The sequence below is a fragment of the Actinocorallia aurantiaca genome, from assembly GCF_039533685.1.
Lineage (GTDB): Bacteria > Actinomycetota > Actinomycetes > Streptosporangiales > Streptosporangiaceae > Actinocorallia > Actinocorallia aurantiaca.
Map to the genome: position 1 here is coordinate 77,813 of NZ_BAAATZ010000009.1, position 13,147 is coordinate 90,959.

General features: G+C 72.4%; 13 protein-coding genes. 10 read left to right on the forward strand and 3 right to left on the reverse strand.

Features of this window, described 5'->3' with window-relative positions; all coding sequences use genetic code 11:
• Nucleotide 1 precedes the first annotated feature (1 nt).
• The 6 genes from ABD327_RS13125 to ABD327_RS13150 are packed head-to-tail and all read left to right on the forward strand — an operon-like array spanning nucleotide 2 to nucleotide 6,542.
• The gene (locus ABD327_RS13125) at nucleotides 2-1,807 is read left to right on the forward strand and encodes a dipeptide/oligopeptide/nickel ABC transporter permease/ATP-binding protein (protein WP_344450611.1); all 1,806 of its coding nucleotides are present in this window, start codon (nucleotides 2-4) and stop codon (nucleotides 1,805-1,807) included.
• A complete protein-coding gene (locus ABD327_RS13130; protein WP_344450612.1) occupies nucleotides 1,804-2,511 on the forward strand; it encodes an ABC transporter ATP-binding protein in 708 nt (235 codons plus the stop codon). The genes ABD327_RS13125 and ABD327_RS13130 overlap by 4 nt, the downstream gene beginning before the upstream one ends.
• Nucleotides 2,512-2,537: 26 nt before the next feature.
• Nucleotides 2,538-3,020: a helix-turn-helix transcriptional regulator gene (locus ABD327_RS13135; protein WP_344450613.1), complete on the forward strand. Its 483-nt coding sequence runs from the start codon at nucleotides 2,538-2,540 to the stop codon at nucleotides 3,018-3,020.
• Nucleotides 3,021-3,047: 27 nt separating this feature from the next.
• Nucleotides 3,048-3,746, forward strand: a complete 699-nt coding sequence (locus ABD327_RS13140; protein ID WP_344450614.1) for a purine nucleoside phosphorylase YfiH/LACC1 family protein — start codon at nucleotides 3,048-3,050, stop codon at nucleotides 3,744-3,746.
• 24 nt (nucleotides 3,747-3,770) lie between these two features.
• Entirely contained in the window at nucleotides 3,771-4,619 is an 849-nt protein-coding gene (locus ABD327_RS13145; protein WP_344450615.1) for a spermidine synthase, read from the forward strand.
• A complete protein-coding gene (locus ABD327_RS13150) occupies nucleotides 4,620-6,542 on the forward strand; it encodes a CASTOR/POLLUX-related putative ion channel (protein WP_344450616.1) in 1,923 nt (640 codons plus the stop codon).
• Here ABD327_RS13150 and ABD327_RS13155 read toward each other — a convergent pair.
• Both ABD327_RS13155 and ABD327_RS13160 read right to left on the reverse strand, forming a co-directional pair.
• The gene (locus ABD327_RS13155) at nucleotides 6,533-7,099 is read right to left on the reverse strand and encodes a DinB family protein (RefSeq protein ID WP_344450617.1); all 567 of its coding nucleotides are present in this window, start codon (nucleotides 7,097-7,099) and stop codon (nucleotides 6,533-6,535) included. The genes ABD327_RS13150 and ABD327_RS13155 overlap by 10 nt on opposite strands.
• 34 nt (nucleotides 7,100-7,133) lie before the next feature.
• Nucleotides 7,134-9,047, reverse strand: a complete 1,914-nt coding sequence (locus tag ABD327_RS13160) for a PhoX family protein (protein WP_344450618.1) — start codon at nucleotides 9,045-9,047, stop codon at nucleotides 7,134-7,136.
• A 240-nt stretch (nucleotides 9,048-9,287) separates the two neighbouring features.
• On the opposite strand from ABD327_RS13160, the gene ABD327_RS13165 reads away from it, so the two are divergent.
• Nucleotides 9,288-10,079 carry a DUF4184 family protein gene (locus ABD327_RS13165; RefSeq protein WP_344450619.1) on the forward strand — a complete coding sequence of 264 codons (792 nt, stop codon included), beginning with the start codon at nucleotides 9,288-9,290 and terminating at the stop codon, nucleotides 10,077-10,079.
• On the opposite strand, the gene ABD327_RS13170 is transcribed toward ABD327_RS13165, so the two are convergent.
• Entirely contained in the window at nucleotides 9,989-10,477 is a 489-nt protein-coding gene (locus ABD327_RS13170) for a YfbM family protein (RefSeq protein WP_344450620.1), read from the reverse strand. The genes ABD327_RS13165 and ABD327_RS13170 overlap by 91 nt on opposite strands.
• 114 nt (nucleotides 10,478-10,591) lie before the next feature.
• Here ABD327_RS13170 and ABD327_RS13175 point away from each other — a divergent pair, with 114 nt between their 5' ends.
• The 3 genes from ABD327_RS13175 to ABD327_RS13185 are packed head-to-tail and all read left to right on the forward strand — an operon-like array spanning nucleotide 10,592 to nucleotide 13,108.
• Nucleotides 10,592-11,491, forward strand: coding sequence for a cyclase family protein (locus tag ABD327_RS13175; protein WP_344450621.1), 900 nt, complete (start codon nucleotides 10,592-10,594; stop codon nucleotides 11,489-11,491).
• Nucleotides 11,492-11,500: 9 nt separating this feature from the next.
• Nucleotides 11,501-12,241, forward strand: a complete 741-nt coding sequence (locus ABD327_RS13180; RefSeq protein ID WP_344450622.1) for a hypothetical protein — start codon at nucleotides 11,501-11,503, stop codon at nucleotides 12,239-12,241.
• 18 nt (nucleotides 12,242-12,259) lie between these two features.
• Nucleotides 12,260-13,108, forward strand: coding sequence for an inositol monophosphatase family protein (locus tag ABD327_RS13185; protein ID WP_344450623.1), 849 nt, complete (start codon nucleotides 12,260-12,262; stop codon nucleotides 13,106-13,108).
• Nucleotides 13,109-13,147: the final 39 nt, after the last annotated feature.

Sequence of the window (13,147 nt, forward strand, 5' to 3'; positions counted from 1 at the left end):
GATGAGATCGCCTTCCGCCCTGGCGGGCCTGCTCCTGGTGCTGGTCACCCTGGTCTTCGCGGTGATCGGGCCCTGGCTGTGGGGCGAGGAGGCCGCCAGGTTCGACCCGCTGCACATCCTGGAGGGGCACAGCCCCGAACACCTCCTGGGCACCGATGACGGCGGCCGGGACCTGCTCGCCCGCACCCTGGCCGCGACCCGGCAGAGCGTGTGGCTGGCGGTGCTGGCCACCCTCATCACCACCGCGCTGGGGATCCCGCTCGGCGCGCTGCCCTCGGTGCTGGGACCCAGGACCGCCCGGTTCGCCTCCGGGCTCATCGACTCGCTGGTCGCCTTCCCCGTGCTGCTGCTCGCCATGTTCGCCGCGCTCATCGCGGGGACGGGCGCACGCGGCGCGGTGGTCGGCATCGGCGTCGCCGCGGCACCCGGCCTGGCCCGGCTCACCCGGACGCTCGCCGGCACCGTCGCCTCCAGCGACTACGTGGCGGCGGCCCGGGTGCTGGGAGCATCCCGCGCCGCCGTCCTGGTCCGGCACATCCTGCCCAACATCGCCGAACCCCTGATCCTCACGGTCACCGCGAACCTCGGCTACGCCCTGCTGGGCCTGGCCACGCTGTCCCTGCTGGGCCTGGGCGTCCAGCCGCCGGACTACGACTGGGGGAGGCTGCTGCACGACACCCTGCCCCGCGTCTACGTGGATCCCGAGGCGGTCGCCGGGCCCGCGCTGGCCGTCGCCGTCGCCGGGATCGGCTTCACCCTGCTCGGCGAGTCGCTGGCCCGCGCCGCCGCCCGCGAGCCTTCAGCGACTTCCGCGCCTTCGGCGTCCCGAGGTGAGTCCCGCACCGAACTCCCCCCCGAGTGCGGGCCTCTCCCCGGGACGCCGGAGGCGGTGCTGGAGGTGCGGGACCTGAGCGTCTCGTTCGGCGGGGCGACGCCCGTGCGCGGGATCTCCTTCTCGGTCGCGCCCGGCGAGACCGTCGGGATCGTGGGGGAGTCCGGCAGCGGCAAGAGCCTCACCGCGCTGGCCATCGGCGGCCTGGTGCCCCGTCCGGGCGAGGTGTCCGGCCGGGTCCTGCTGGGCGGCAGGCCGCTGGAGGAGCTGTCCCGGCGCGAGCTGGGCACCCGGCTGGCCATGGTCTTCCAGGACCCGATGGCCGCGCTGAACCCGGCCCTGCGCGTCGGCTCCCAGCTCGCCGAGGTGGCGACCGCGCACCTGGGGGCCTCCCGCGGGCAGGCGTGGCGGCGGGCGGTGGACCGGCTCGGCAGGGTGCGGCTGCCCGACCCCGCGGGCGACGCCCGCCGCCACCCGCACGAGTTCAGCGGCGGGATGCGGCAGCGGGCCGTCATCGCGATGGGGCTGATGGGCGAGCCCGAACTGGTCGTCGCGGACGAGCCGACGACCGCGCTGGACGTCACCGTGCAGAAACGCGTCCTGGAACTGCTCGCGGAGGTGAACGAGACGACGGGGGCGGCCGGGCTGCTGATCTCCCACGACCTGGCGGTGGTCTCCCGGTACTGCCGGCGGGTCCTGGTGATGTACGCGGGGCGGATCGTGGAGGAACTGCCGTCCGAGAGGCTGCGCCACGCCAGGCACCCCTACACGCGGGCGCTGGTCGCCTCGTCTCCCGACCTGTCCACCGACCGCTCCCTGCCGCTGGCCACGATCCCGGGACTCCAGCCCACCCCGGACGAGGTCCCCGGCGGCTGCGCTTTCGCGCCCCGCTGCGGCAGGGTGCTGGAGCGCTGCCGCACCGACCGTCCGGAACCGGAGGACGGGCTCGCCTGCTGGAACCCGGAGGACGCATGACGAAGCGGCTGCTGGAGGTCCGGGGACTGCACGTGCGCTACGGGCGCTTCCCCGCCGTCCAGGACGTCTCCTTCGAGATCGGCGAGGGGGAGATCCTCGGCCTGGTGGGGGAGTCCGGCTCGGGCAAGTCGAGCGTGGCCCGCGCCCTGACCGGCCTGGCGCCCCGCACCGGGACCGTCTCCGGGCTGGGCCCGCGCGAGGCCCAGCTCGTCTTCCAGGACCCCTACGCCTCGCTCGACCCGAGGATGACGGTCGGGCGGTCGGTGGCCGAGGGGCTGCCCCGCGGCCTGGGCCGGGCGGGCCGCCGGGAGGAGGCGGCGCGGCTGCTGGAGCTGGTCCGGCTCGGGCGGGAGACGGCCGGACGGTATCCGAGGCAGCTGTCGGGCGGGCAGCGCCAGCGGGTGGCGATCGCCCGCGCGCTGGGGGCGGGTCCCCGGCTGCTCGTCGCCGACGAGGTCACCTCGGCGCTGGACGTGTCGGTGCAGGGCGCGATCCTCAACCTGATCCGGGAGCTGCGCGCGGAGCTGGGCCTGTCGGTGCTCTTCATCTCGCACGACCTCGCGGTCGTCCGGTACGTCTGCGACCGGATCGCGGTGATGCGCGAGGGGCGGATCGTGGAGTGCGGGACGGTGGGGCAGGTGATCGAACAGCCGTCCCACGAATACACGAAAGCCCTGCTAGAGGCCGTTCCACGCCTGCAATAATCGAACATCTGTGCTAAAATCAAAGCATGGACACGCTGACTCTCCCGGGTATGGAGACCACGACCCTGTCCGCCGCGGAACTCGCCGCACTCGCGCTCTCCCTGGCCCATCTGGGCGCCGGCCCGCAGGCCGTCACCGCCCGCCGGGCCCTGGCCCAGCTCGTCTCGCCGGACGGCCGGCAGGCCCGCTCCGTGGCCACCCTGCTCGATCCCCTCGACCCCGAGACCGCCCGCCGCGCCCGCCTGCTCGCCCAGGCGATCACCGAGAGCCGGGTCGTCCGCGTCCTGTACGCCGACGAGCGCGGCCACCTCTCCCGCCGGGAGGTGGAGCCGGTCACCACCATCGTCCACGGCGACCACTGGTACCTCGTCGGCTGGTGCCGCCTGCGCCGCGGCGTCCGCGCCTTCCGCCTCGACCGCCTCCAGGCGGTCGAACCCACCGAGATCCGCTCCCGCGACCACCGCGCCGACGGCTTCCTGCCCTTCCAGGGGCGGCGCGCGGCCGCCTGAGAACACCCATGCGGCAATATGGGGGCCATGATTCTGGCGGACGGCGTGCGGGTGGCCTTCACCGACCGCATCGGCGGGTTCGGCACCGGCCCCTATGACAGCCGCAACCTCGGGCTCAACGTCGGGGACGAGCCCGAGACGGTGCTGCGCAACCGGGCCAGGACCGAGGCGGAGCTGGGGGTCGAGGGCGCGGTCTACATGCGCCAGATCCACAGCGCGAACGTCGCCCGGGTCGGCCGGGCGCCCTCCGGCGGAGAGGACGTTCCGGACACGGACGCGGTGGTCACCGACCGGCCGAACCTGGCCCTGGCCGCCCTGGGCGCCGACTGTCCCGCGGTGCTCGTCGCCGATCCCGGCGCGGGACTGGTCGGCGCCGCGCACTCCGGGCGGGTGGGCACCCTGCTGGGCGTGGTGCCCGCCCTGGTCGCCGAGCTGCGGGCCATGGGCGGCCGCGACCCGGTGGCCGTGGTCGGCCCGGCCGCCTGCGGCCGCTGCTACGAGGTGCCCGAGGCCATGCGGGACGCCGCGCCCGAGGCGATGCGCTCCACCACGAGCTGGGGCACGCCCGCGCTGGACCTGCGGGCGGCGATCTCGGCGCAGCTCGACGACCTGGGCGTGAAGGCGCTGCACGACGGCCGCTGCACGATCGAGACCCCTGAGCTGTACTCCTACCGGCGGGACGGGGTCACCGGACGTTTCGCGGGTTATGTCTGGATGTCCGGATAACGATCACTGGCTACCCTGGGTCCCATGAAACGCGGGGAAAAGCCGTCTCCCGGTCGTTATCCCATCGGACAGGGAGAAGCGGAACTGCTTCGCGACCCCGACCGGGACAACGGCTGGGTGATCAACGTCCAGGGGGTTCCGCAGTCCTACGTCGACCTGGACGACCCCACCCACCTGGCCTTCGAGTACATGCGGCTGCTCGGCGACGTCGTGGACCGGCTGAAGGACGGGCCCCTCGACGCCGTCCACATCGGGGGAGCCGGCTGCACGCTGGCCCGGTACGTCGCCGCGACCCGGCCCGGCTCCCGCCAGGTCGTCTACGAGCTCGACGGGCGGCTGGTCGAGCTCGTGCGCGAGCACCTCCCCCTCAAACAGTTCCAGAATCTGAAGATCCGCGTCGCCGACGGCGGGAAGGGCGTGCCGGGAATGCCGGACGCCTCCGACGACCTGCTCGTCCTGGACGCATTCTCCGGCGCCGAGATGCCGGTGGCGCTCGCCTCCGCGGAGTTCACCGCCCAGGCCGCGCGGGTGCTGCGCGACGACGGCGTCTACCTCGCCAACGTAGCGGACGGCAACGGCTTGGGCTTCGCCCGCAGGCTCGCCGCCACCGTCGCCGAGGCCTTCCCGCACACCCTGCTGCTGGGCGACCCCGGCGTCCTGCGCGGCCGCCGCTTCGGCAACCTGATCCTGGCCGGATCCCGCGCACCGCTGCCGGTCTCCGAACTCACCCGCGTCAGCGCGGGCAGGCCCCTCCCCGCCCGCTGCCTGGACACCGAGGAGCTGGCGCGGTTCAGCGCCGGCCACCGGCCGATCCGCGACGGCGAGCCGATCGCCGCGCCCGTCCCGCCCCCCGCCGTCTTCGGGCGGAGCTGAATGAGCCGTCCCACGCTGCGGGAGCGCTGGCAGTACTGGTTCGACAACACGATGGCGCGGGGGACGCCCGCACTGATCGGCTGGCTGGGACTGGCCTCGGCGGTCCTGGTGCTGTTCGTGGCGACCATGGCCGTGCTGCTGGCGCCCGGGGACGCGGACGAGAACGGCCACTGGCCGGGGCTGGTGTGGCGCAGCCTGCTGCGCACCCTCGACCCCGGCACGATGGGCGACGATTCGGGCACCGCGCCCTTCCTGGGGCTGATGCTGACCTCCACGGTCGGCGGGATCTTCATCGTCAGCGCCCTGATCGGCGTGCTGACCACCGGCCTGGAGAACAAGATCGAGGAGCTGCGCAAGGGCCGCTCCAAGGTCATCGAGCGGGACCACACCGTGGTCCTCGGCTGGTCGGACCAGGTGTTCACGGTGCTGGCCGAACTGGCCGAGGCCAACCAGAGCCGCAGCCGCTCCTGCGTGGTGATCCTCGCCGACCTGGACAAGGTGGAGATGGAGGACGCGATCCGGGCCCGGGTCGGCGACCTCGGCCGCACCCGGGTGGTGTGCCGGCACGGCAACCCGCTCAAGATCGTCGACCTGGACCTGGCCAGCCTCGACACCGCGCGCTCGGTCATGGTGCTGTCGCCTCCGGAGGAGGAGCCCGACATCTACGTGATCAAGGTGCTGCTCTCGCTCGGCAACCGGACCTGGGACCGCCCCGGACCCCGCCCCCACATCGTCGCGGCGGTCCAGGACCCCTCGAACCTGCCCGCCGCCCGCCTGGCCGCCGGGCCGTCCGCCCGGGTGATCGACGCCGACGACATCGCCATCCGCCTGGTCGTGCAGGCCCACCGGCAGTCCGGCCTGTCCACGGTCTACACCGACCTGCTGGACTTCAAGGGCCACGAGTTCTACCTGAGGCCCGAGCCGGAGCTGGCCGGGAAGACGTTCGGCGAGGCGCTGTGCGCCTACGAGCTGGGCATCCCGGTCGGCCTGCGGCACCCCGACGGGACCGTGGCGCTCAACCCGCCGATGGACGTCCCGCTGACCGGCGAGGAGGAGCTCGTCGTGGTGGCCGAGGACGACGTCCTCATCAGGCTGGCCAGGAACCGCCCGCCGATCCACCGGGACGCGATCGCCGACCCGCCCCCGCCGCACCCCGAGCCGCTCCCGGAGCGCACCCTGATCCTCGGCTGGAACGGCAGGGGCGCCCAGATCGTCGCCATGCTCGACGAGTTCGTGCGGCCCGGCTCCGTCGTGGACCTCGCCGCCCGCTGCGCCGACCCGCGCGGCGGCCTGCCGGAGCTGGAGAACCTCACCGTCGGGTACACCCGCTGCGACCCCACCGACCGGGAGCGGCTGGAGGAGCTCGACACCGCCTCCTACCAGAAGGTCATCGTGCTGGCCGACGCGGACGCCGACCCCGACCGCGCGGACGCCCGCACCCTGGTCACCCTGCTGCACCTGCGGGACATGGAGGAGCGGCAGGGGGTCGAGTACTCCATCGTCAGCGAGATCCACGACGACGCCAACCGGGAGATCGCCCAGGTCACCCGGGCCGACGACTTCGTGGTCAGCGAGCGGCTGATCAGCCTGCTGCTCACCCAGCTCAGCGAGAACCGCCACATCTACGACGTCTTCCACGACCTGCTGGACCACCGCGGCTCGGAGATCTACCTCAAGCCCGCGGGCGACTACCTGGTCCCGGGGCGGACCGCGAACTTCGCCACGCTGCTGGAGGCCGGGCGAGCCCGGGGCGAGACGGTCATCGGCTACCGGTTCCGGGCCGGCTTCCACCGCTCGCCCCACTACGGCGTGGTGCTGAACCCCGGCAAGACGGCCCCGCTCACCCTGGGCGAGGACGACCTGGTCATCATCATCGCCGAGGCGGGCGGCGGGCCCAAGACGGGGCCCGAGGCTCAGGACTGAGCCGGGTCCCCGTCCGCCCGCGCGTCCTCGGAGAGCTCGACCTGCACGTCCCACCAGTGGTGGAGGGGGTCGTGCAGGAAGTAGCGGGCGAAGGTCTCGACGGTGAAGGACGCGCCGTCGCTCCGCCGCCCCGTCCGCAGCCACTGCCCGCCCTCGACGTGGGCGAACTCGGCGGCCAGCTCCTGGGCGAAGGCCAGGAGCTCGTCCGCGACGTCGGAGGGGTCCTGCTCGTCGTAACGCTCCTCCAGGGCCGTGGCGTCCTGGTCCCAGTTGGGGAAGAGCGGATCGTCCTGCTCCAGCATCAGCCGGAGCCGGTAGAGGTAGATCCGGCAGCAGTCCCGCACGTGCGCCGCGTACTCCAGCGGCGACCACTTCTCGGGGCGGGGGCGGGCGGCGTGGTCACCGGGGGACCGCAACAGGGAGTGCCACTTCGCGGAGTTCTCCAGCAGCAGCCCGCCCACCCTCTCCAGGGGGACGGCCGACGCCTCGAATCCGCACTCGGGGCACTCCCTGTCCAGGACCCAGGTCCAGTCTTTGGTGTCAGGGGCGATGCTCACGCCTGACAGGGTAGCCGGACCCGGGAACGGGCCATCAAGTCCCGATCTTGCCCCCGTCGTCCTTGGTGATCACGACGGTGGCGGAGCGGGGACGGCCCGCCGGGTCGAAGTCCGGCCAGTTGGAGACCACGCGCGGGTTCTGCACGGTCGGGGTCCCCCACGCGGTGGTGGCCTCGCCCGGGTGCTGGATGTTGACGAACAGCGAGCGGCCGTCGGCGGCGAAGGTCAGGCCGGTGACCTCGGCGCCGCGCGGGCCGACGAGGAACCGCTTGATCTCCCCGGTCTTCGGGTCGGAGGCCAGCAGCATGTTGTTGCCGATGTTGCCGTAGCCCTTGGACGGGAGGTTCTGCGAGGAGTTGGAGATGTCCGTCTGGATCCACAGGCGGCCGTCCTCGTCGAAGCCGATGCCGTCGGGGGAGCCGTGGATCGCCTCCGCGCCGAGCTTCACGGCCGGGTCGTGGGCCGGGTCGCCCGAGAGGACGAAGATGTCCCATTCGAAGGACAGCGAGGTGTTGTCGCCGTTCTTCTCGCTCCACCGGACGATGTGGCCGTACGGGTTGGGCTTGCGGGGGCCGACCGCGCCGCCGTTGCCCGCGCCGTTGGTCAGGGTGAGGTAGACGTCCTTGTTCCCGGGGTGGACGGCGACCCACTCGGGGCGGTCCAGCTTGGTGGCTCCGACGGCGTCGGCGGCGGTCCGGGTGCGCAGCAGGACGTCCGCCTGGTCCTTCCAGCCTCCTGCGGCGGTCAGCGCGCCCTTGCCGAACTCCAGCGGCAGCCACGCGCCCCTGCCGTCGTCGGTGAACTTCGCGACGTACAGGGTGCCGTGGTCCAGCGGGCTCTGGCCGCGCCGGATCCGGTCGCGCCAGCGGCCTTCGCCGACGAACTTGTAGACGTACTCGCCGTCCTGGTCGTCACCGGAGTAGACGACGACGCGGCCCTTGGACTCGGTGACCGTCGCGCCCTCGTGCTTGAAGCGGCCCAGAGCGGTGCGCTTGACCGGCTTGGAGTTCGGCGCGAACGGGTCGATCTCGACGACCCACCCGAAGCGGTTGAGCTCCTTGGGATTCTTGGCGAGGTCGAACCGCTCGTCGGCCTCGTGCCAGCGGTAGGCGGTGGCGGCGGCCAGACCGTAGCGCTTCTGCTCGGCGTCGGGGGCCCAGGAGGCGTCCTCGGTCCCGAAGTAGCTGTTCCAGTTCTCCTCGCAGGCGAGGTAGGTGCCCCAAGGGGTGAAGCCGCTGGAGCAGTTGTTCAGGGTGCCCTGCGGGGCGTTGTTCGACTTCAGCGCGTCGTGCTTGAGCGTCACCGGGCCGGAGAAGGTCACGGGGGTGCTGCCGGTGACGCGGCGGTTGTAGCGGGAGTCGACGTTCTTCCACTTGCCGCTTCTGCGGTCGCGCTCGACCTTGACGACGCTGACACCGTGCGCGGCGAGGGCCTTGTTCACCTTCTCCCTGGTGATGACCTCGCTGCCGTCGGCGTAGAGGCCGGTGGTGTCGACGTACTCGTGGTTCAGCGTGAGCAGGCCGGAGTCCTTGCCCAGCGGGAACAGGTGCATGCCGTCGTGGTTGGAGCCGATCTGGCGCTCCTGGTCGGCGGCGGTGTTGGAGGCGTCCTTCTTGAAAGCCGGACCGCGCGAGTGGAGCGGGGTGCCCCAGGGGATGAGCACCTGGGCGGTGTAGCCCTCGGGCACGACGATCTCGTCGGCGGTGCTCGTCGGCACGGCCTTGAACCCGAGCAGCTTCTTGCCCGGCTTGTTCGGCCCGCCCGGCTTGGGGCCGCGGGGGCCGGCGATGGCGGTGGATGACAGGCCGGCCGTCATGAAGCCCGCGGCGGCGACCACGGTGCCGCCCTTGATGATCGACCGACGGGACAGGACGTCCTGGAAGTGCCGGTTGCCGGAGGGGTTCGAAGGGACGTCGTCGGGGTCGACGTCGACGTTGACGCGGGTCATGGGGACAACCTCTTGTTTCACAAGTGCTTTAGTGGGTGCCTATGAGCCTGGAGGGGGGAGATGTCCGGTCAGGAAAAGCCGGATGAACGACGGGAGAAGTGCCGGGTCATCCCGTCGTCTCCCGCTTCCTCGCGAGAACGGGGCGCGTCCTGCGCGTGAACTCCGCACGTGCCGAACGGCGACTTACAAGTGAATGCATTCCCTTCGCCACGGCGACCCCTCGTTCCGGACGGTGCCCGCTTGCCCTTCACGCTGAGCCACATCGCGGCGGTCCTGCCGCTGCGCTCCCGTTTCCTCCTGCCGTCGGGGCTGGTCCTCGGCTCGACCGTCCCGGACATCCCGCTGTTCGTCCCGTTGAGCGACCGGCCCACCACCCACAGCGCGCTCGGGCTGGTGACCTGGGACCTGGGGATGGGCCTGGTACTGCTGGCCGCCTTCCACCTGCTGCTGAAGCACCCGCTGCTGGCGTTGTGCCCGAGGGCGGTCCGGGACCGCCTGGAGCCGGTGGTGAACGGACCGTCCCGGCGGCGGGTGCTGTGGGCGGCGGTGCCGTCGCTGCTGCTGGGATCGGTGACCCACGTGGTCTGGGACGCCTTCACCCACTTCACCGGGCCGGGGGTCCGGGCGTTCCCCGAGCTGACGACCGTGGTGAACGGGCTGCCGGTCTACCGGTGGGGGCAGTACGGCTCAGGCGTCTTCGGCGCGCTCGCCGTGCTCGTCTGGGCGGCGTGGTGGCTGCGGCGCGCTCCCGCCGTCCCGTCCGCGGGAGCGCCCCGCTGGGTGGGGGCGACGGCGCTGTTCATGACGGCGGCGGCCGTGTGCGGGGGAGCCGCGACCACCCTGTTCGTGCGGGTCCCGCCCTCGGGCTACTACAGGCTCAGGTACTTCGTCACGGACTCGATGGTCCTGATCGGCTGCCTCGCGCTGGTGTACTCGCTGCTCTACTGGTCGACGGTGAAGATGACGGCCCGGCCCGCGGACGCCGCGCGGGAGAAGAAGGAGACCAGGTCGACGAACGTCCCCCAGACGTAGTCGAAGTCCTCGGGGCCGTGCGGGCCCGCGTAGTCGGTGCCGGCGAGGGCCTCGTAGCGTTCGCGCAGCCGGGGCTCGTCCCATCCGGCGAACGCGGCCGAGACCTCCCGCACCTGCTCGGGGGAGACGTAGCTGACGGTGTACTCCTCGCCCTCGTGGAAGTGCTCACCGCCGAGGACGGCCATGCACAGGGGGTGGTCGTCGCCGTCGAGGGTGCCGTCGGTCAGGCAGCGGTGCAGCGCGTCCCAGGCCTTGTCGCTCTCCAGGATGTCGAGTTCGTTCCACCGGGTCTCCTCGATGTCCTCGACGAAGGCCCGCACCTCGGCGTCGTCGTTCGTCTCGTGGAGCCCGTCCTCCAGCTCGGAGGTCAACGCGAAGTGCACACCCAGGCTCGTCAAGGCCCGTTCCTTTCCCGAAACGAAAGGGAGCACGTTACCGGCAACTCCCCCATACTCATCCGCACCACGGTAAATGGATGGACCGACGTTTTCCGGAACCGGGAAGATGCGGTCATGTCTGATGAACAGTGGCGAGTGCAGTTCGACGCGGAGGTCCGGTTCGCGAACGGGGGAGACCTGCGGGTCAGGGAGTTCCGGCTGGACATCCCCGGCGAGGACGTCTCGGAGGGGGAGCTGGCCGAGCTCCTCGTCCGCCACCTGGGACTGCTCATGGTCGGCGAGGTGGAGATCTCCGGGAAGACCCTGATCCGCGAGGCGCACAAGGGCTCGCGCGGCATGGAGACGGGGCCGCGCGTCCGGCGGTCGGTCGAGCTCTCCCACGTTCTGAAGGACGGCATGGCCACCGTGCCGGGCCTGCCCGCGCCCAGGATCGGCGCCCACGAGACGCACGCCCAGTCCCGTTCCCGGTACGCGCCGGGGACCGAATTCCACTTCGCGAGCATCTCGATGGTCGGCAACACCGGCACCTACGTGGACGCCCCGCTGCACCGGTACGAGGACGGGACGGACCTGGCGGGGGTGCCGCTGGAGTCGCTGGCCGACCTGGAGGGCCTGGTCGTCCGGGCCGAGGGCCTCCCGGTGATCACCCGGGAGCTGCTGCTCCCCCTGGACGTGCGGGGGCGGGCGGTGCTGGTGCACACCGGCTGGTCCCGGCACTGGGGTACGGAAGAATATCTGTCAGGCCACCCTCATCTCACCGAAGAGGCGGCGGAGCTCCTGGTCGAGCAGGGCGCGGCACTGCTGGGGATCGACTCACAGAACGTCGACGGCACCCGGGGCGGGGAACGCCCGGTGCACTCCCGGCTGCTGGCCGCCGGGATCCCGATCGTCGAGCACATGACCGGCCTGGACCTGCTGCCGCCGCACGGCTTCCGCCTCCACGCCGCGCCGCCCCGGATCGCCGGGGTGGGGACCTTCCCGGTGCGTGCGTACGCGATCGTTACCGAAGAGTAGCCTTGGGGGATGAGCACCGATGACCCCGGCAACCTGTTCCGCGTAGTCCCGGGGCCGCCCCGGCTGGCCCTGCCCGGACTGGTGCCGGTCTACGACCTGTACGTCCGCGCCGGAGCCGAGCTGCTGAACCAGCCGGACGCGCTGAGCGCGGAGCTGTGGCTGTCGGCCCAGCTCGGCGAGCTGGGCTCGGCCGCCCCCGACCGGGCCGGGCTGGACAAGGCCCTCGGCGACCTGGTCAAGGTGCTGCGCCGGGCCGGGACGCCCGGAGCGCACGCCTTCCTGGCGGCGATGGCCGCGGTCGGACCCGAGGACCACCGGGCCGCCGCCGCCAAGGCCGCGTCCGACCTGCGCGGCCCGCTGCTGCCCGACCCCCCGGCCTGGCTGGGGGAGCTGGGGTCGGCGATCGCCGTCGACGCCTGCAGCATCCAGGACGGCACCCTGGACCGCACCCAGTACCTGGTCGAGTACCGCTACCCGGACGGGAGCGGGCACCACGGCCTGTCGATCACCCTGTCGGGGGGGCTGCCCGTCCAACTGGTGGCGGTCGGCGACATGCTCGGCATGCGCTCGGAGCTCCGGCGGGTCCTGGAGGAGGGCGAGGTCGTGGTGGCGGGACTGCCGCTGCCGCTGGCCTCCAGCACCCTCCACCAGGCATTCTCCGAGCTGGCCGAGGTGCCGGCGGCGGAGCTGACCGCGCCCTTCCACGCGCTCCTGCTCTTCGCCCGGCACCGCCTGTCGCTGCTGCCCTGAGTATGAAAATCTGGGCTGGTGATCGACGTCGCAGAGGTCTCCGCCATCATCCGCCGGGTCGCCGAACGCGAGGTGCTGCCCAGGTTCGGGGCGCTGGCCGCCGCCGACATCAGCGAGAAGAGCCCGGGTGATCTGGTGACCGTCGCCGACCGGGCCGCCGAGGACGCGCTGGCCGAACGGCTCGGCGCGCTGCTGCCCGGCTCGGTGGTGGTGGGCGAGGAGGCCGTCGCCGCCGATCCGGGGCTGCTGGCCCTGCTGGACGGGCCCGACCCGGTGTGGATCGTCGACCCCATCGACGGGACCAAGAACTTCGTCGACGGCAGCCCCCGGTTCACCATGCTGGTCGCGCTGGCGCGGAAGGGGGAGCTGCTGGCCTCCTGGACCCACGCGCCGGCCCTGGACGTCCACGCCACCGCGACCAAGGGGGGCGGGGCCCGCGTGGACGGGCGCAGGGTGCGGGTGCGGCCCTGCGGGAGCGGCCTGCGGGCGCTGGACATCGTCACCTCGCAGCCGCACTGGTGGACCCCCGAGGCCCGGGCCCAGACGCACGCCCTGGCCCGGCGCCGGGTCTCGCTGGCCTACTTCGACACCTCGGGCCTGGAGTACGTGGAGCTGGCGGCGGGCCGGAGGTCGGCGATGATCCTCGGCTGGGAGTTCCCCTGGGACCACGCCGCGGGGATCCTGCTGCACGCCGAGGCCGGGGGAGTCTCCCTCACCGCGGACGGCACGCCCTTCCGGCTCTCGGGGGGCAACAGCCTCCCCTTCGTGAGCGCCCCCGACGAGGCGACCGCGCTGGCGGTCCACGAGGCCATGCGGACGGTCCCGGAGCGGGGTTCCCGGGCGGGGTCACGAGGCGGTCCCGTTTGACCCACGCCCGCCCCTGACTAAAGTCAGGGAATAGTCAGG